This window comes from Roseivirga thermotolerans, assembly GCF_014653175.1.
Classification (GTDB): Bacteria; Bacteroidota; Bacteroidia; order Cytophagales; family Cyclobacteriaceae; genus Roseivirga; species Roseivirga thermotolerans.
Genome location: NZ_BNAG01000002.1, coordinates 649383 through 669051 on the forward strand (window position 1 = coordinate 649383; position 19669 = coordinate 669051).

The window sequence follows — 19669 nt, forward strand, 5'->3', positions numbered from 1 at the left end:
GCTATTCAATGTTTAGTTTTAGAATTGATTCGTTTCCGGCATTATCTGCCACTTTCAATTCAAACTCTCCTTTGAGTGGTTTGTTTTTATGAAGCATTTCTGACCAAATGAGTTTCTTTTTGGGTTCATAATGCATCAGCAACCACTCGCCATTCAATTTCGCTTCAAAGTTATTAATCCCTGAAAGTTTATCGTCAATAGTCAGGCTAATTATATTGTTTTGAACAGACCTTTTCCTGATGGTTGGAGGTTCAAGGTCTTTCAGTAGGGTGTACTTACCGAAACCATGCATAGTAAAGCGGGTTTTTCCGTCCTTAATGGTGCCTCCAACAAAGCCGGCATTTCCGGAACCATCTACCATATAGAGTCGGTATTGGCTGAGCGAATCGTAGCTGCCCAATAGCTCCATTTCTACCTCTATTCCCCCCTTAAGCGGATATATATCTTCTGAGAATTCAAATACATCTTTTCCCGTTTTTTCGTCTACATAATGTTTGGCTCTGAAATACAGCGTATCGAACAGGGTTGATTTAGAAAATTTCAGGGAGTAGGTGTCGGCCAGAAACGAGTGTTCGCTAGCGGCAGGCACACGGTCTGAATAGGCTATTTCCTGACGGCTACCATCTCTGTAAACGACTTCCAGTGGAAGCACTTTTCTCAGGTCTATGAGGTACACGTTCTGTTGGTCGTTGTAGTAGGCGGGTTCATAGACCTTGGATCCTTGTTGGTTATAAACCGTGATTTTATTGTTGATGCTATCTCTGGACTGAAAAAGCATCAGAGTATTGTCTAGCGTATACGAGTTGTACTTTACTTTTATGGGGTCCGACAGACACTCTATTGTTGGTAACCCCTTAATGACAAACCGCACCGTACTTTTGTTGCCGTAGGCATCGCGGGCTTCAATACGCACATTCTTTATGGCATTGGCTTCAACCAACAGATAGCCGTTGTTTTTCTTTTTCGGGTAGAATTTCAACGGGTTGCCATCGTCTACATATAGCTTGTTGAATCTCTTACGGGTTTCTTTGGCAGCCTGATAGTTGGTGTGAATGAGTATATTTTTCTGGAGCGAAAAGTTAATGCTATCAATGTTTTGCTGAAAATAGAGTTCGTCATTTACATATACATCGATAAGCGGTACTCCATTGCGGTTGGAAGCACCGTTCAGTTGATCGTAGGTGTAAATTTCCATGCCTATCTGCCCCAGGGCATAGATGGTGTCGGTATGAAGTCCGCGGCTGTTTTTAGACTGTAGGTCGAATTCAAAGCGGCCAAATTGTTGATTGACCCTGGACTGTATGTTGTTGGTTTTTAAGGCCAGGGTTTCAATTTTAGGAGGAATGTTGTCTTTAATTTGGTTGAAGCCAATGCGCAAAGGATCGAGTACTTCGTGGTTTACTCCCCGGATTTCGAAATGGAGATGAGGCCCGGTGGAAGACCCTGAATTACCGGAGAATCCAATCACTTCGCCTTTTTTAACCGTGAATTCTCCTTTTTTAGGAAAGAGGTTAACCTCGAACGACTTTCTTCGGTACTGCTCTTTCAGAGTGTATTCGGCAATGGCTTCACTGAAATTTCTAAGGTGGGCGTAAACGGTAGAGGTTCCGTTAGGGTGTTGAATATAAATACAGTTACCATAGCCTCCTGTGCCTACACGAATGCGGCTCACATAGCCATCGGCTGAGGCCAATACGGAAAGGCCTTCTACTCCGTTGGTCTTAATGTCGAGCCCGGCATGGAAATGACTGGAGCGTAGTTCGCCCATGTTGCCGCTTAAGAAATTATCCTTTTCCGGCTGAATGGGGAATACATAATAGTCTTTATCTATTGCATCGTATTGTGCAAAAGAATGGGAGCTAAGTGCGACCAGCAGGGCACCTACAATGAACTTACTTAATTTCAACTTCCAACATTTTTGTTCCTTCTATAAACGCTTCTAGCTTATCGCCAATGGCTATGGGGCCAACCCCTGCTGGGGTACCGGTAAAGATGATATCTCCTTTCTTTAATGTAAAGTAGCGCGAAACGTAGGCCACTATTTCATCGAACGGAAATAACATCAGGCTGGTATTGCCCTGTTGTTTCATGTCACCGTTTTGGTGCAGTGAAAAGTTGAGGTTGGCCAGGTCGAAATCGGTTTTTGAAACAAAGTCAGATATGGGGGCCGAACCATTAAAGGCTTTGGCAATTTCCCAGGGCAATCCTTTTTCTTTGCATTGCTGCTGCAAATCTCTTGCCGTAAAGTCTATGCCAATGCCTATTTCTTCGTAGTACTTATGGGCAAATTTAGGGTCGATATATTTACCTTCTCTATTGATTTTGAGGAGTATTTCCACCTCAAAATGAATGTCTTTGCTAAAGTCGGGGTAGTAGAAGGGAGCGTTGTTTCTCAGCAAAGCCGTGTCGGGTTTCATAAATACAACAGGCTGGCTGGGTTTTTCGTTGTTCAGTTCTGCAATATGGGCAGCGTAGTTTCTGCCAATGGCAATAATTTTCATAGAGTAGTTTCAGTTTCGGAACAAATTTGACTCAAATGTATTTAATCACTAGGTCTGATAAACGCTTAAATTTGTGAGCATCTACAGATGCTTAAAAAAGCACATTGGCCAGAACAAATTTAAAATACCCTAGTCGTTTGACAACCTAAAGAGATTGTTCAACTTTGAATAGCTAAAGATACAAACAAGCATGAAAGCAACCTTGAAAACGCGATTTGCAGTATTGATTTTTACACTGATGGTGGGCATTTGGGCCTGCACGACAGTGCCTATTACCGGAAGAAAACAAATGACGGGGCTTATTGGCAACCAACAGGTTATAGCCATGAGTGCCGATACCTACAAACAGGTAATGGATTCTGTAAAACTATCTGACAATGTGCAACAAACGCAAATGATCAAGCGGGTTGGCGGACGTATTCAGCAGGCGGTTGAAAAGTATTTGGCCGATAATGGCAAAGCCGATTTGTTGGAAGGATTCAACTGGGAGTTTAACCTGATTGACAATGATACTACTGTAAATGCTTGGGCCATGCCCGGAGGCAAGGTGGCCTTTTATACTGGTATTTTGCCTATCTGCAAGGACGACCTGGGGGTAGCTGTTGTGATGGGACATGAGGTGGCCCATGCCGTGGCCAAACATGGACAAGAACGTATGAATAATGCCTATGCCAAGCAAATTGGCCTTTCGATTGGGGCTGTGGCTTTGGGGCAAGACCCAACGTTGGGTCAGCGTTTGGTTTTTCAGGCAGTTGGACTGGGCTCAGAGCTGGGGATGCTCGCATTTTCCAGAACGCATGAGTCGGAGGCCGATGAGCTTGGGCTGATCTTTATGGCCATTGCCGGCTACGATCCTTCTGAAGCTCCCAAGTTTTGGGAACGCATGTCGGCCAATAGCGGTGGGCAGGCGCCTCCGGAGTTTCTTTCAACTCACCCTTCTCATGAAACCCGTATCGAGCGCCTCAATGCCAAATTGCCGGAGGCTATGGAGTATTACAGAAACAGCGAAATGAAGTAACAGGGTAGAATTTTAAAGCCAGGAAGTGGATATTAACTGAGTGATTTTAGTTACTGACCCACTTCATTGCGCTTTGAGACACCTTTTACCGATCGTGACCTTTGGCTTTGTCGCATCGATTGTCCGCTCAATTCTCCCTATTTAAGTTCGGGTTTAATAGGGAAAAGCTGGTGCCACCTTCAAGCCTCTGTCATCCTTGTTCCATAACCAATCCTTATAGACGAATCAACCAATTCACCTCTTAGGCCTCTCCACTACGGTCGGGGAGGAAAGTAGGATGGCTAAGATTAGCCCACGGTTTCTCGATTAACTGATAACTGATCAACCAAAAACCTACTGAGGTGCAAAGTCTTGTGAGATGCTGAAACAGGTTCAGCATGACGTGTTATGGTTGCTTTTGCGGTAGCCGTTACTATGAGAAACATACTAATAACCTGTTTTCTGTTTTTCCGATTAACCGATAACCTATCAACGAATAACCTACTCTGGTGCAGGGCTGTGGGAGATGCTGAAACAGGTTCAGCATGACGTGGGTATGGTTGCTTTTGTGGTACACATAACTGTGAATAATGAACTGGGAGCCCGTTTTCCGTTTTCTGTTTACCTGATAACTGATCAATTAATCCTTATAGACGAATCAACCAATTCACCTCTTAGGCCTCTCCACTACGGTCGAGGAGGAAAGTAGGATGGCTAAGATCAACGCACGGTTTCCCGATTTAACTGATAACCTATCAACGAATAACCTACTCAGGTGCAGGGTCTTGTGAGATGCTGAAACGAGTTCAGCATGACGTGGATATGGTTGCTTTTGCGGTAGCCGTAACTATGAATGATGAACTAGGACCTGTTTTCCGTTTTCCGATTAACCGATATCCGATAACCTATCAACGAATAACCTACTCTGGTGCGAAGTCTTGTGAGATGCTGAAACAGGTTCAGCATGACGTGGGTATGGTTGCTTTTGTGGTACACATAACTGTGAATAATGAACTGGGAGCCCGTTTTCCGATTACCTGATAACTGATCAATTAATCCTTATAGACGAATCAACCAATTCACCTCTTAGGCCTCTCCAATACGGTCGGGGAGGAAAGTAGGATGGCTAAGATTAGCCCACGGTTTCCCGATTAACTGATAACTGATCAACCAAAAACCTACTGAGGTGCAAGTCTTGTGAGATGCTGAAACGAGTTCAGCATGACGTGGGTGTGGTTGGCTTTTGCGGTAGCCTCAACTTTGAACATTAAACCTTGAACCCTTGAATCCTTGAACCCTTGAACTGCTTCCCCGAAGCAATTACGTCAATTGCCGTATTGAACTGCGCGTGCCCTGCGGATAAGTTTGTAGCGTACAAACTCCCTTGCATCTATGCGTTTCAAAAATCGAGCTTTCTTACTTCTATTCGTCTTATTGGTTGCCTTCGCTTGTGACCCTAAAGAAGATATTGATCCAACTGTTGAGGCTGCACAAAACATAAAGTTCAGCCAGTTAATGCCAACAACGGCCTATGCCACGGCCACATCCATCATGGTCAGCCCGAATGAAAAGTACATGATCTTCTTTGGTGCTCATAAGCCGTTTTACTCAAAAGACGGTGGGCAAACAGTTGAAGAGCTTTTCGTTTCTGGTAATGCAGATAATATTCCCATCAACATCAGCAACGATGGATTGTTCGTGTATGGCGGTGGTGTTTATGACCTTGATAATATTCGTTCGGGTTCGGCAGCCATTCACTATGCCACTGGTGTAACCGATTCGGGCAAGTTGGTCTACATTCAGAATGATGGTGCCAATGGCAAGACTTTCTTTATCGATGATAACGGAACCTACGTGAGCACAGGTGTTCGTCTGGAAATAGGCGAAGAGTTCTACCTCGGTACCTGGGGCGAAAAAATGGGTTTCTTCGATTGGAGGAACAGAATCATTGCTGAGTTCGATGTAAGCACACAAACCTATACCCAAACTACTTTGACCGACATGAACTATTCCAGAATCTATGGTCCTGGAAACAGCCGAAACAAAGTAAAAACCGCCTACAGCTATGGTTATTTCGCTTATGCTAAGGAGGGAGGCGTAATCATCGTTACTCCGGAAAAGGAAATTCGCTATTACGATTACCCTGAAGACTACCGCATTTGGCAGAACACAGAGGGAGGAATGAAGCTCTATAAAGATCATGCCTATGTGAATATTTTCGATCGATGGGGAGTGCCTAAAATGCATGTGACTACCGGTGATTCCGTGGAGCCTGTCGATCATGGTTTTGCGGTTTGCCATGTAGGTGAAACGGTCTATACACAAGGCTTTATTGAGAATGGCGATCGTTTCAGAGGCGGAATTATCAAAACCGAAAATGGTCGAGAAGAATATCTGCCATTGGATATGGGCTACCAGTATCCATCGGGCTATATGTTTGGAAAGACTTATGTAATTGGCAATTACGCTTATGCCGAAGACAAGGTGTTCGATAAGAATAGCGGTACTTATGCTACTTCTCCGACAGGCGAGATTACCAGCATTTTGCACGATGGAGGAAGAACAATTGCATACACCGAAACGGGTACTTACACTACAACCAATGGAAGGGATTGGAATCTTGAAAGTACAAATCCACCCGCCCCTGAATTGGTAGCCAAAGGCGCTGATGGTATTTACCATGCGCTGACAGTTGAAATAAAGGTTTACGTTTCGCCAGGCACCCAAGCCAGAACCTATTCAGCTGATTTAAAAGCCTATACTTCTGGCAACGGTATCGATTGGACGGAGGTGTCTGGTTCGGCTACCAATCATTTGGGCTACGGGCCTCGACTGATCAGTTCTGATGGTACCGTGTACACCGTAGATACCAATGCTGGAAGCATAGGGTCAGCAAAGTTGAGTGAAGATTATGGAGTCACCTGGCAAGGAATTCTTCAGGGTAGGAACCTGATCAAAGATGAGCCGCTTCCTGAAGGATTCAAAACCAGTCAGTTCGAATTGAGTTCAGGCAAGTTTGTGTCCATTGTATTTGAATTTGGTGGAGAAATGGGCATTTCCGTTTGCAACAGCTCAACGGGTGGATGCACAGAACAGGTGTTGGAAGTGAGTTTTGATGCAGCCGACATGTACACGCATGATGAGGAAATTACTCTCACCGCCAATGATGAATTTGTGTTCAACACCTTAGGTGGTATTTACATTTCCAGCCCCCTGAAATAACCATGAAAGAGCAACTCCCACTTTCACCTGAAGACATTGGCAAGCTGAGAAAACAGCTTATTCCTATGCTGATTTTCCCATTTGCCGTGGTGGCTATGTTTGCAGTGTTTTATAAGCTGGCCTTCAGAAATATGGACGATAGTTTCTTTCAAGACGGCATCAGCGAGAAGATTTTCATGGGGTTTGGGGTGCTGTTTCTAAGCATTCTGGGCTACATGGTTTGGACTTCAGTTATCGACATCAAAAGAGGATTCAAATACCGGGTTACCGGAGTGGTAACAGACAAGCGACTGAATGTGCAGACTTCATCTTCGCATGCCTCAGCAGGTGGCAGGTCAGGCAGCTCAAGAACCAGTTCCAGCACTACCAGACACTATTACCTCTATATCAACGATGAGGAGTTCTCGGTAGACTATAAGCACTATACTTGGGTAAAAGTGGGCTCTAATGTAGTGTTGGATAGGGCTCCAAAATCCAGATTAACACTCTCATTAACCGTCTTGTCTAAGGAGGTCGAAGATCCGCAGGCTTCGAACGATATGCGGGCAGAGAACATCAAGTTTCTGGAGAGCCAGATGCAGGAAGAGCGTTTTAGTGAAAAGGATTTTGAAGCACTGAAGAAGATTTTTAGAGCGCAAACCAGAAAGCGACTGCTATTTATGTTGCCCTTTGTGGTCATCGTTTTTGGAATGATTACCAACGGACTTCTGGGCTTCCTGATCGTATTGTTTCCCTTATTTGTAGTACCTCTCTGGCAGGGAGTGAGTGCCATGCGCAGATGGGGTGAATACATCAGAAACAAGGATTATGCCCACAAGCGAGGAGTGACGGCATTGGTGGAAGACAAGCTCACAGTGACGGGCAACCGCAGACGGGGAGTCAACAAAGTAATCACCACCAAAGGCACATTGCCGGTCAGCACAGTGCTATACGATCAGCTGAGTGTAGGAGAAAAGGTGATTATTTTCTTCCCCAAATACGGCAAGCAACCGCTCAGTATGATGAAGCTAAATAAGGAGGAGTTTTATCTGTTCAAGGGGACTAAGTAATTCGGGAATTGGGAAGTTTGTGAATAGAAAAACCCGGTTTTTTCATCCTGAGCAAAGCCGAAGGATCGGCCAGATTGAATTGTCATTGGTTATTTAGGGGGGCAGGGAATTGGTGAATTAGTATTCAAGGGTCAGAGAACAGATGCAGTCAGTTTAATCCGTCATTCTGCAGTCTCCCACAGTTTTGTTCTTTAAGCTAGGATGGTCTTTAGTTGAGTCGCAGGTTTACACCTGTTTAATTGAGAAAGGCAGCACGGACGGTGCTGCTTTTTTGATAACGGTCTCGTGTATGAGCAGTAGCGGATTTTAAACCACTAAACTGTCAGAAAGCACCAACCTTTGATATATAATTTTATGTTTTATCTTGCTCTTAACCCGCTATTGCTTATACACAATGTTGGCAGTAGTTTTTTTTAAATCTTCGTAATCTATTTTTTTTAGTTTATCACAAGGCATGCAGATTTCAGCCATATTTTTTCTACATAGTAAGTCCGAGTTTCGTTTACTCGTATAGAGTTTTGGTCTGGGAGAATTCTTAGGATAAAAGTCCTTGCGAGCTAAAAATGGTATTGCCCTCTTTTCGTTTGTACAAATGATTCTGCACTTTGATATATAGCATATGGAAACAAGATGGGGGTCGTCAAAATCTTTGTGCTTCTCAATTTCCTCAAGTTTTACTTGGTAGTCATCGACTTCTTTGTCGTCAACCGTAATCACTTTTCTCATCCTTGCAAACTGGTTGAAAACCTTTAGATATCTATAGGCACACCTCAACTCGTCTTTGTATTTGGTGCCGCCAAATACTATTTTTCCTTCCCCTTCAATAATCCAATTATAAACAGGTGCAAAGTCATCATGATCCTGAGCCTCAACGTCAAAAACGGATTTAAATGTATTAGTATCAATTATCAAACACATAAACTAGAGGGATAAAAGATTAAGTTCTTCATTCAGGAAAAACTCTCTAAATGACCTAGGTTGATTTTCTGAGTATTGTCCGTTCTCGTTAATTTCAATTGAAGTGACTTTATTTCCTTCAGTGGTTCGCTCAAAAAACAGTACATGGCTCCTAGGGCTTTTTTTACCTTTCTTCATACAATACCTATATCGATCAATGATGAAGTCGCTGTGCGTTTCAATCAAAAAGCTCTTATTATCTCTAACCGCAGCTTCATAAATAAATTCACCCCAAGCAGCTTGTGCTTTTGGATGAAGGTGAACTTCAGGTTGTTGGATTGAGAACCATCTACCTTTGTAAGTGACAAGAATCTCGGCTAGAAGTGGCAATATTTGACCTACACCGTATCCAACATTGGTTATTTTCAATGGCATGCCATTCAGGTAAATATTTAGTATGAAAGGTGATGACATATCCTTTCCTAAATTCTTCACTTCAATCTTATCGAAGAGTCCACTTTGTTTTCCAAATTGACTTATCCTTCGAGAAAATTCATCTTTTGATATGTTTTTTTTGAATTCGTTTGCCAAAATTGACTTAATCAATAAAGGTGTATGATCACCCTCTGGACTAAATATTAGTTTGAAACTTTCATAAATTCTTTTCGGTTTGGTTCGTATGGGTGCAATCCATGTTGTAAAAGGGAGAAAACTTGGACGAGCCAATCCTTCCATCTTGTATTTCTTTGGGAGCTCTTCTCTTAAGAATCTTCTTATTTCATAAAAGGACACTCTATTGCCATATTCATCATCAGATGAGTACACTTTGTATTTTACATCCCCAAAGTCATTGTCTCCTATCCATTCTTGAAATGAATTGTAAGTACCCTGCAGATAGCGCGCATTTTTGGTGTAGACCCTAATTTGCTTGTTTGAAACCTTTAGAAGAATATTGAAATCCTCAATCAATAGTCTAATTTCAGAAAGCTTTGGAGAACCCTTATCATTTTTATAGGTGAGCAGGAGTGTTTCAAAAGCTCTGTCTCGACCATCAGTGTTTTCGTCAATATGAAATCCAAGCTGGAATTCCTTGATTCCTTTGATGCTTTTAGTGGCAAGTTCATTGAAAAAACCTAGTTCAATATCATTGGTGTTGAAGTCATCATTATTCCAAAATTGCGGAGTAGATATTAATCTCAGAAGAGCTAATACGGAAGATTTCCCTGTACTATTTTCTCCTACGAAGAAATTCATATCTACAAATGGGATATAAGTGTCTTTAAACCCTCTGAAATTATTTAGATATAGTATTTTCATTTTATTTCAAATTACTGCCAACACTCAACTATCGGTTTGTGTGCCCACAGTTGGCAAGTACAGCTAAAATAGCGGAAGTGCACCACAACCACTACGGTAACTATAAAAAACTGCGTTCCACAAGTAAAAGTCCAGAATCACAGAAGTCTCCAAAAGCGATGAAGTTTCAGAAGGTGCACTTCCGTGGGCAATTCCCGATGAAGTTGGCAAAGAGGCAGTTTGGCACATAACCGATAGTGTCTGTTACCTCGCGTTTATTTTGTTCTGGCCAGTTCGAAAGTTCGTTCGTGGAAGGTTAGGAAGTTGATGTTAGCCAGGGATGTTGAGAGTTCGTAGTAAAAGTTCACCAGACAATCACAGAAGGCAATGTCAGCTACATATGTTTCTTCAACAATTTCAACTACGTTACCTGCTGAGTCCAGTATTTCATAGCGTTTAGTCTCTGGAGTTGACATATCAGTGTTATCAATTTTCAAAGTGTCTCCAACAATGGAGATTAAGCCTTTATTTTTCTGTGCGCAATTGGCGACAATTTCAAAGTTCAGGATAGAGGTTCCTGACTTAGAATCTAGTTTCAGAAGGGTAAATTCGTTCGGCTGGTCTTCAGTTGAAACTGCATCTGAGCAGTCCGCTTCAAATTTTGTAATTGACTTGTTGAGGTTGTTCTGCCCGTATAGGTTGTTCACCGAAAAGGTCAGAGTTAATATGATGATTATGCAGGTTCTCATATGCGAGGTAACGTTAGCTATAGGCCACTGTAGTGGCTGTTATATTTTATTAATTAATTAATGATTTATTCCTGATAGCACTCCATACTTGTATGCTATCGGGAATTATTCTCTTTCCAGAAAAGCAAATTAGCTTAAAAAATATGTATGTGGTTTTCTTAATGGAAGTAAATAATTTAATAGAATATTTACAAGGGGCTGCGAGATTGCAATTAGTCGTCCGACCAATTGTCCACAACACAGTCTGGAGTTTCGGCCTTAGTGGCCCTTACCAGTCATTGGTCTGACGACTTGATTGTTCCGTTGCTTAGGGAAGTGAGGCTAGGTGCAAGGCTGTGGGAGATGCTGAAACAAGCCTGCCTGTTGGTAAACAGGTTCAGCATGACGTGTTATGGTTGGCTTTTGCGGTAGCCTCAACTTTGAAGATTATACATTGAACCCTTGAGCTGCTTCTCCGAAGCAATTACGTCAATTGCCGTATTGAGCTGCACTATGCCAGAAGCTAGGTTTGTAAGTATCAACTAGAGAAAAATCAAATTATGAGAAAGCTTCTGTTTAATCCTTTTGGATCGAATCCAATAATGTGCTCACTATCTTTTATAATTCTCTTTTTCAGTGGAAATTTGGCCTTTTCTCAGGTCAGCATTCCACCTGCCAAAATGGAAGCCCACCCAGATTATGCGGCCTATCAGCGTGCCAAGCAAGCCAAAGACTTCAATGCCGCAATTCGTGCCGGAGCCAACCTGATAGAAACCTATCCCGGCAATTCGCTGGCTTTTGACCTGGTTGCGAGTGCCTTTTACAATATGAATAAACCTCAGGATGCAGTCGATTTTTCGAAGTGGGCTGTAGCCTACAATGCTTATGATGGAGCCGGAAGCTTCTATGGGTTTATCCATTCCGTCTTTGCCAATCAGCCGCTGGAAGCTGAGAAATTTGTGAGGAATATGCAGGCGCTTGGTCAGGATGCTGCCGGGATGCAGCGCGACTATCAGAGCCTGAACGGTTACCTTAACTCCTTGGCCAATTACAGCCAGCTTTCGGCCACTGTTCAAAAGGCGAGGGGCTATCTGGCTAATTATAATGAGGAAAGTATTAAGAGAGCCAAGGCCACTTTTGAGAATTTGGCTTCAAGTCTTGGCGCAACTTATGATGATATAGCCAACAACGAAAAAGCTGTTCAGATTTTAGCCGATTGGGTGAAAGCAGAAGAGGCAGTAAAACAAGGTCTGATTTCAAGGTACTTGTATGTCGATGCCCTGGTGAGCATTGCCAGCATGGCTGAAAAAGTAAATTTTGAGTTCGGTCAGAAGTTGGAGCCGCATTTGGAAAAGATCGTTTTCGATCAGTCGAACTATGCATTAGCCTCAAGATATCGCGCTTATGAACGTTTGGCCAGGGTACAATCGGCCTTAAAACGATGGGATAAGGTGGAAGCTTCTTCGAACCTCATTATATCCGATCTCAGTGGTCAAATGCCATCGATTGCCACATTGGGCAAAGCTTATTTCTACCTGGTGATGGCCAAGACTGAAAGCAGAAATTACAAAGATGCTGCTGCTTTAGCCGATTCATATGCGGCTCAATTACCTAAGTTGAAATCTCCTGAATACATTGCCGAAGCCTATTATGTGATCTTGCGCGCCTATGCTTTCAACAAGGAAATAGACAAAGCTCAGGCCATTGCGCAAAGAGCTAAAAACTTCCTTAAAACTCAGGGAATTGAACAAATGAGCTATGTCTCTTATGTGAAGAATGGACTTTCCAGCATTGCCAATTTACTGGATAATGAAGCGGTAGCTTCAACCGGAAATGCCTATAACAATGGTGTCCGATTGATGGAGCAAAAGAAGTATGCTGAATCAGCTGTTGAGTTTGAAAAGGCTAGGGCGGAAGAGGTTGAGTTATTGGAGAAAATGGATCCGCTGGAGCAGCGTGGCTACTTGGATAAATTTCAACGCATCAACGGATTTCTGGCAGGAGCATATTACGAAACCAAGCAGTTCGATAAGATCTATGATGTCATTGAGTCGAACCGTGCTTATGCTTTGTTGAATGACAAACGAAGCGAGAAGAAGCAGCTATCACTGAAAGAATTGCAGTCCATTTTGGGCGAAAAGGAAGCCTATTTGTCTTTCATAGACGTGTCTAAGGGCACAACTTACGAAGGAACCTACCTCATGTGCCTGGTCACCAAAAATAATGTGGTGGTGAAGTATAATCGTTCAGCAGGTGCCTTTATAGATTTGCTCACCAACCAAAAAGCCCAGTTGATTGAGTTGGAAAAAGAACAGGCTCAAATGGAATTCAGGAAGGAGAACCTGGATTATCTGAACGGAGCGAAAGCACGCGTAACCAACACTTTTGCCAAGGGCGAATTCAAACTACTGACTCAATATTTGCGCAAGCACATGGAAGCCAAGGTAGTTGAAGGTAAATATGTTTTCTACCAGAAGGAGAACCTGCCCGACTTACTTAACCGCTTCTATCACACCTTTATCAGTGGTTTGGATGTATATCTATTCACGGTGGAAAAGCTGACAATCAGCCCAGAAGGGCTGTTGGCGACAATTCCGTTCGATGCTTTGATGGATGACAATGGCCAATATTTGGCTGAACGTTTCCAGATCGGCTACATTCCGAATGCTGCCATGCTTTACACACTCAGAAAGCAGCCTAAAAAGACCTATGAAATGAATGTGCTGGGTTTTGGAGGTGCTACTTATGATTTGCATTCGGCACAAAAGGCTCCGCTTAGTTCACTAGGAGACCTTGAAAAACTCCGTTACCGTGTGCGTGAAGATTTGAAAAAGGGTAAACCATTAGACTACGCTTTCGCCACATTTCAAACTGACGAACCCATGTCTTACCTGGAAGGTGGACGCAAAGAAGTATCTGTGATTCAGGAAATTGTTCCGAAAACCGATACACGTATGGATGCTATGATGACAGAAAATGAGCTGAAGCGAATGAGTGCTGCGGGTGAACTAGGCAAGTATCGTGCGGTACACCTTTCCAGCCATGCCAGTGTGCATCCTTATGTCTTCGACCTGAGCAGCATTGCCATGACCGTGAAGTCAACTCCGGTAAACGGAGAAGACGGCATGCTGGTGGTAGGAGAGTTAGAAAAGCTGAATCTGCCGGTAGACTTTGTAATGCTGAGTGCTTGTCAAACGGCTTTGGGCGTAGAATCTCCGGGCGATGGTATCAAAGGCTTGAATCAGGCACTTTTGAATGCCGGAGCCAACAGCACACTAACTTCCCTATGGAGTGTAAGTGATACGGGAACTATGTTCTTAACAGTCCACCTTTACAACCGTGTTTTCAATGGAGGTATGAGCACTTCGGCAGCCATTACCGATGTAAAAAGAAGCTTCATTAAAGGTGAGTTTGAAGGTCATACGCACCCCTATTTCTGGGCACCATTTATTTATACGGGGTATTAAAACGAATTCCAATTAGAACGTCATTCCGGAATTTTCCCTTGAAAATTTCATTAGCTCAAAGGGAAATATCTGGAATCTCATTGAAGTTAAATCTGTCTTAAAAGGTTTTAGTTGATGTCTGGATTAGTCTCTAGGTCGATTGTAATTGCAGGGTTCCTTACCCTGCTTTTACTCTTTTCATATGTTCAGTTTTCTGAGAAAGGCCGAATGAAAATGCTAAAAGTTATTCCGGCACTCACCACCATCCTAGCCATTTGGGGACTCTGCACTAGTTGGTTATGGTTTTACCTTTTCAATCTGTATCTGAGTTTGCCTGCTTTGGTCTTAGCCATCGCTCTCAATGCCTTTTTAACTTGTAAAGGCCTGAACCCCAAACTCGTTCGAATCAATTCAATCCTTATTCTATCCGCCTTCGTGCTTGGTGCTTTAAGCTTTGTGTATTTTGATGTTTAGGGTGGAGAACCCGCGTCATTCAGAAGAATGACATTTCGATAATAATCAGAAATGTACGACTGCAGCATCTCCAAGTGTAGATGTTTCCTTAGGGGATTCCTCGCTTCATTGCATTTCTCTCTGAATGACGGTTTGGAGAGGCTTCTCCTGTTTTCTGATCAACTAATCACCCATTCCCCAAATGACTATTGTCCAATGACAAATCAACCAATCATTTACGTCAATTGCCGTATTGAATGCCGTAGGGCAGTAGTCTAGTTTTGGTACATCAACCTGAAGTGGTTGTGTAAACTGAAATGACTATGAAAAAGAAAATATGTTTGGCGTTGCTAGTTTCGGTATTTACTAGCCTTAGCCTATTCTCTCAAACAGTAGAGGATGTGAATATCAAAAAACTCGGTCCTGCCAATTTGAATTATCGCAAAGAAGCAAAGCGAATTGCTATTGCTGACTTCCAGGTAAACTACCAGACAGCACTCACCTTAGAAGATGAAAAGAAGGGCGGCAAAATGTGGCGTGGAGGAATTAAAGGCGATGCGAAAGCCTCTATTACCGTTGTGCTGGATGGTCTGAATCCGGACGATCTTCAGACCCTAACCGATCAATTGTATGCTGAATATGTGGCCGATTTAAAAGCCCAGGGTTTTGAAATTGCTCCGATTGAGGAACTATGGAACAACAAGGCTTACGACAAGAATCGTGAAGACAGATGGGAATTAAAAGCCGGTAATGGACCTGAGCAAGGCAAGGAATTCGGTGTTATTCTTACACGTCCTTCCACCCAAAAGTTTGTGGTGGCTCGAAGAACCGTAGACAAGGAAAAGGGTAGCCCACTTTCAGCACTGGCGGATTATGAGACAAGTACAGAGAATAAGGTAATCAACCAGAAGACAGGCTATATCTTCAATAAGGTGGTCTTGGATGTAATTGTGTTCGAGAATAGCCAGAGCGAATTATCGAGAACCCTGAACCGTCATGCGGGTTCAGCACAAGTTAAAGCTGAAACTACTTTTAAAATTAGTGAGAGTAGTACTAACCGATTCGGTATGGGCACATTCTTCTCCAAAGGTGGAGTAGAGGTTGCTGATGTGATGGAAAGGCAAAAGTTTGAAGCGGGCCAAAATGCCGACACTGACAGGCTTGGAACAGATATGGGTGTGCTTAGGGTATGGAGAGTTGAAGACAGAGAGAAAGCCAACTTTGCTACCGTAAAATGTGATCCGGCATTATACCTCAAAGGTGCAGAATTGGGAGTAGGTGCTTTCTTAAGAGGCACTGTTCAAGCTATGGCTGACAAAGCGAATTAATTGCTGATGACCCTTCAACCAAAATATTTAGCAATGTTCATGGTACTGCTGTCTCTGTCTTGTGAAAGTAAGGGGCAGCAGGCTTTGAATTCCTGTGGCGAGATTAAGAAACTGGTTTTCGATGCCGATTATGCCAAAGCTTATGGGTTGCCAGAACTTGAGTTCGAATTAGAATACCCTTCAAATATGGCTGTTGATTTCGCTGCTGAAGGTAAGCGTAATCTGAACTACGCAGCCTTCTACACCAATGATGGAGCCGGCAACCGCAGCGATATGGTCTCCATCGGCTATTATACCTTGGAGGGCGACTTAGGCAGAACGATAGACGTACTGAACGAAAGTCTGATCAGCCAGATCAGAAGTCTTTATGTCAATAATTTCGATCTGAGTTTTGAGTTTTCAGGCAAAAAGGAGTTCGATGGCAAGGAATTTCACATGTTCCAGGCTACTGGCTCAATCGACAGGCCTGAGGCAAATTTTGCCGGAACTTATAATGTACAGGCCATGCTGATCAGGCCAACACCTTTAGCCGATACGGGAGTAATTTTTATTTTTCAAGCCAATCAGAACTCTGAGATATCCTCGATTGAAGATTTCGGAAAAAAGGGATGTTCTTCCATTATCTGGAACAGTTTAAAATTCAAAGAGTAGTCCAATTCAATTTGTTGTCTATTTTTAGTGATGCCTTTAGCTAAACACTTGCGCTTCTTAATAATCGCTTCATTCTTGATGCTCTCCGGGCTTTGTTCTTATGCCCAGAATATTACCCAAGCCGATATTGATGCGCTCAAAGATTCTCTCGCTTTAAAAAGTGGGAAAGAGCGTATCGAGTTTTTGGGCGATTTAGGTTTTAAATACCGAACCATTAACACAGATAGTGCCTGGCATTATGCTCGCCAAGCATATAAGGAAGCAGAGGCTTTTGGAGATGATGATCTTCAGGGCAGAATCTCCATGAATTTGGCGATTCTGAAAACCGAAGCTGGAGATTACGAAGATGCTATCAAATCCTATAAGCTCGCCATGAATCTGGTAGACTCAACCAATGGTTCGCAAACACTGAGCTTTGTATATCACAACATGGCCAATGCCTATGAGCGAACTGGGGTGATCGATACGGCTATTTACTACTCACTCAAGGCATTGAGGCGCTATGAAATAGCTAATGATTCGCAGCGAATTGCCTCTGTGAAGCTAAATATTGCCAGTCAATACCGAACCATTAAGGAGTATGGGCTGTCGGAGAAGGTGAACATGGAGTCACTGGAAATGTACAGGGCACTTGGCAATGTGTTCTTTCAGGCAGCCATTGAGAATAACCTGGCCTTGCTGAACAATGATCAGGAGCGATACGAGAAGGCGCTTTCGCATGCACAAGAGTCATTAAGGCTTTGGCAATCGATCAACCAAAGGTTGGTGGTAGCCTATAGCTATACCAATTTAGGAATTGCTCAGAAGGGATTGGGTCAGTTGGATGAGGCGGAAGAATCTTTGAAAAATGCGCTGGCACTTCAACAAGAAAGAGGCGATAAGTACGAGGTGATTTTCCTGAAAATGCACCTGGCCGATGTGCTGAATAGAAGAGGAAACTATTCTGAAGCGGCTAGTTTGGGTCGAGAAGCTTACCAAGGTGCTGTAGATGACGATCTGCTTACTTTCCAACAAAAGACAGCCCTGACACTCTCTAAGATTTATGAAAATCAACGCAACTATAAGGATGCCCTAACTTATTTGCAAAAGAGCACTGCTGCTCAGGATAGCCTGTTTCTGACGGAAAAGGCCAAAGAGGTTTTGAAGCTGAAGGAGCAATACGAAACCGAGCAAAAGGAGAATGAAATTCTGCGCCAACGAAATGAGCTAATTGAGAGTGAGTTGACCCTCAAAAGAAGAAATAATCTGTTAATAGCAGGTGGAGGTTTGGTGCTAGTGCTCTTGGTAGTGGGTGTATCCCTGATTAGAGTTCAGCGATTGAAGGCAGAAAGAATCAAGAATGAAGCTGCTCTGGAAAGGGCACTGGCTGAGGCCAAAGCACAGGAAAACCTGAAGGAACAACGCATCAGAATTGCCAGAGACCTGCACGACAATATCGGTTCGCAACTGACATACATCACTTCGATAACCGACACGACCAGAAAAGGAATTAACAAAGGAGAAGCTTTCCTGGCTGAAAAGCTCATGCAGATGAAACAGTTCACTTTGGTGACCATCTCAGAATTGCGCGATACCATCTGGGCCATGAACAAGGATGAAATCAGCCTGGAAGATATTCAGGAGAGAACGCAGCAGCTCGCAGCCACCATCCACGATGCCACAGATGACAGCATCAGGGTTCGCACCGAAAGTGAGCCAAGCGACAAAGTATTGAATGCTTTTGTGGGAATGAATCTCTTCAGAATCATTCAAGAGTGTATTAATAATGCGGTGAAGCATTCAGAAACGAAAGAAGTGCTGGTGTCCTTCAAAGACATCGATAATAAGATAGAAATTGTAGTTCAAGACTTCGGTAAAGGCTTCGATACCGAAGTTCAAGGTTCGGGAAACGGACTTTATATTATGAAGAATAGGGCTGAAAAGGCCGGAATAGACTTTAGTCTGATTAGTGTAGTAGGTGAAGGCACAAAGGTAGAGTTGAGGGTAGGTTAGTTTGAAGTTTAAAGGTCAATGTAGGGTTGCGTAGAACGGGCAGCCTCTGTTGCCACAATCGGTACCGTCATCCTGAACGTGTTTCAGGATCAACTATATCAAGATCAAGAATTTAAAGACCCCATCCCGAAAAGTCGGGACAAGGTAAGGAAGAGAGATTGCCACAATCGGTGTCCTCACCGATTGGTTGGTAAAAGTCATGATGAGAACACAATAGTAGGCGGTAGGTAAAAACGTATACTCAGTATTTTAAAGAGTAAGAAAATGAAAACAAGGTTGGCGATAGTAGATGACAATACATTCTTAGCGAGGGCTATCAATGAGAAATTGTCTGGTTATGAAGATTTGGACATTAAATACACTGTCCACAATGGCAGTGAGTTTCTGGCCAAACTGGAGAAGAACCATAACCTCGATATCGTACTGATGGACATTGAAATGCCTGTGCTCGATGGTATCGAAACGGTCAATATCGTTAAGCAAAAATACCCCCACATCAAGGTGCTGATGCTTACCGTTTTCGATAATGATGAAAACATCTTCAATGCTATTCGTGCCGGAGCAGATGGTTATTTGCTGAAGGAAATAGAAGGTGAAAAACTCTACAAAGCTATCATGGAAACGATAGAAGGAGGTGCTGCCATGAGTCCTTCAATTGCAGTAAAAACCCTCAAATTGCTTCGTTTTCCTGAGAAACAAGAGTCATTCAAAGTTGAAGAAGACATTACCGAACTAAGTACCCGTGAGCAGGAAGTGTTGGAGCAGTTGGCGGAAGGATTGAGTTACACCGTTATTGCCAATAATCTGTTTCTATCGCCAAGCACGGTGCGGAAGCACATCGAAAACATCTACAAAAAGCTGCAAGTGCATAATAAGCTGGAAGCCGTTCAAAAGGCCAGAAGGCAGAGCTTAATATAGTAGGCCGCTTCACGATTAAGGTATTTTAAAGTTTATGCCTGATCGTCACTTAATAGATATATAGTCAGGGATTTATTAGGTGTTTTTTGAAATTTTTCGTTCAACCATTTATAACCTATGCTATGCGCTCTTCTTATCAAACTACTAGGGCAGATTCTTGGACTGTGCTCAGAACATAAAAAGAAGGGCTG

At 43.0% G+C, this 19669-nt stretch carries 14 protein-coding genes; 9 read left to right on the plus strand and 5 right to left on the minus strand.

The window, feature by feature from the left end; genetic code table 11:
• Window position 1: 1 nt before the first annotated feature.
• Both IE164_RS18570 and IE164_RS08790 read right to left on the minus strand, forming a co-directional pair.
• Window positions 2-1906, minus strand: a complete 1905-nt coding sequence (locus IE164_RS18570; protein WP_189629837.1) for a M23 family metallopeptidase — start codon at window positions 1904-1906, stop codon at window positions 2-4.
• Entirely contained in the window at window positions 1893-2501 is a 609-nt protein-coding gene (locus IE164_RS08790) for a fumarylacetoacetate hydrolase family protein (protein ID WP_189629838.1), read from the minus strand. The genes IE164_RS18570 and IE164_RS08790 overlap by 14 nt, the downstream gene beginning before the upstream one ends.
• Before the next feature lie 190 nt (window positions 2502-2691).
• Here IE164_RS08790 and IE164_RS08795 point away from each other — a divergent pair, with 190 nt between their 5' ends.
• The 4 genes from IE164_RS08795 (at window position 2692) to IE164_RS08810 (ending at window position 7769) form a co-directional block, all read left to right on the plus strand.
• Window positions 2692-3519 (plus strand): M48 family metallopeptidase, encoded by an 828-nt coding sequence (locus tag IE164_RS08795; protein ID WP_189629839.1) that lies wholly within the window; start codon window positions 2692-2694, stop codon window positions 3517-3519.
• A gap of 771 nt (window positions 3520-4290) precedes the next feature.
• Window positions 4291-4539 (plus strand): hypothetical protein, encoded by a 249-nt coding sequence (locus IE164_RS08800; RefSeq protein ID WP_189629840.1) that lies wholly within the window; start codon window positions 4291-4293, stop codon window positions 4537-4539.
• Between the two features lie 351 nt (window positions 4540-4890).
• Window positions 4891-6720: a hypothetical protein gene (locus IE164_RS08805; RefSeq protein ID WP_189629841.1), complete on the plus strand. Its 1830-nt coding sequence runs from the start codon at window positions 4891-4893 to the stop codon at window positions 6718-6720.
• A 2-nt stretch (window positions 6721-6722) separates the two neighbouring features.
• Entirely contained in the window at window positions 6723-7769 is a 1047-nt protein-coding gene (locus tag IE164_RS08810) for a hypothetical protein (RefSeq protein WP_189629842.1), read from the plus strand.
• Window positions 7770-8147: 378 nt separating this feature from the next.
• On the opposite strand, the gene IE164_RS08815 is transcribed toward IE164_RS08810, so the two are convergent.
• The 3 genes from IE164_RS08815 to IE164_RS08825 all read right to left on the minus strand — a co-directional run bounded on the left by IE164_RS08815 (window position 8148) and on the right by IE164_RS08825 (window position 10669).
• Complete coding sequence (locus IE164_RS08815) at window positions 8148-8681, minus strand: hypothetical protein (protein WP_189629843.1); 534 nt, start codon at window positions 8679-8681, stop codon at window positions 8148-8150.
• A gap of 9 nt (window positions 8682-8690) precedes the next feature.
• Window positions 8691-9983: an AAA family ATPase gene (locus IE164_RS08820; RefSeq protein ID WP_189629844.1), complete on the minus strand. Its 1293-nt coding sequence runs from the start codon at window positions 9981-9983 to the stop codon at window positions 8691-8693.
• A 254-nt stretch (window positions 9984-10237) separates the two neighbouring features.
• On the minus strand, window positions 10238-10669 hold the full coding sequence (locus tag IE164_RS08825; RefSeq protein WP_189629845.1) for a hypothetical protein: 432 nt from the start codon (window positions 10667-10669) through the stop codon (window positions 10238-10240).
• A 701-nt stretch (window positions 10670-11370) separates the two neighbouring features.
• Here IE164_RS08825 and IE164_RS08830 point away from each other — a divergent pair.
• The 5 genes from IE164_RS08830 (at window position 11371) to IE164_RS08850 (ending at window position 19478) form a co-directional block, all read left to right on the plus strand.
• On the plus strand, window positions 11371-14157 hold the full coding sequence (locus IE164_RS08830) for a CHAT domain-containing protein (RefSeq protein WP_189629846.1): 2787 nt from the start codon (window positions 11371-11373) through the stop codon (window positions 14155-14157).
• A 755-nt stretch (window positions 14158-14912) separates the two neighbouring features.
• Complete coding sequence (locus IE164_RS08835) at window positions 14913-15917, plus strand: hypothetical protein (protein WP_189629847.1); 1005 nt, start codon at window positions 14913-14915, stop codon at window positions 15915-15917.
• 33 nt (window positions 15918-15950) lie between these two features.
• Window positions 15951-16568: a hypothetical protein gene (locus IE164_RS08840; RefSeq protein WP_189629848.1), complete on the plus strand. Its 618-nt coding sequence runs from the start codon at window positions 15951-15953 to the stop codon at window positions 16566-16568.
• A gap of 48 nt (window positions 16569-16616) precedes the next feature.
• Window positions 16617-18560: an ATP-binding protein gene (locus IE164_RS08845; protein WP_189629849.1), complete on the plus strand. Its 1944-nt coding sequence runs from the start codon at window positions 16617-16619 to the stop codon at window positions 18558-18560.
• Between the two features lie 264 nt (window positions 18561-18824).
• The gene (locus tag IE164_RS08850; RefSeq protein ID WP_189629850.1) at window positions 18825-19478 is read left to right on the plus strand and encodes a response regulator; all 654 of its coding nucleotides are present in this window, start codon (window positions 18825-18827) and stop codon (window positions 19476-19478) included.
• Window positions 19479-19669 lie beyond the last annotated feature (191 nt).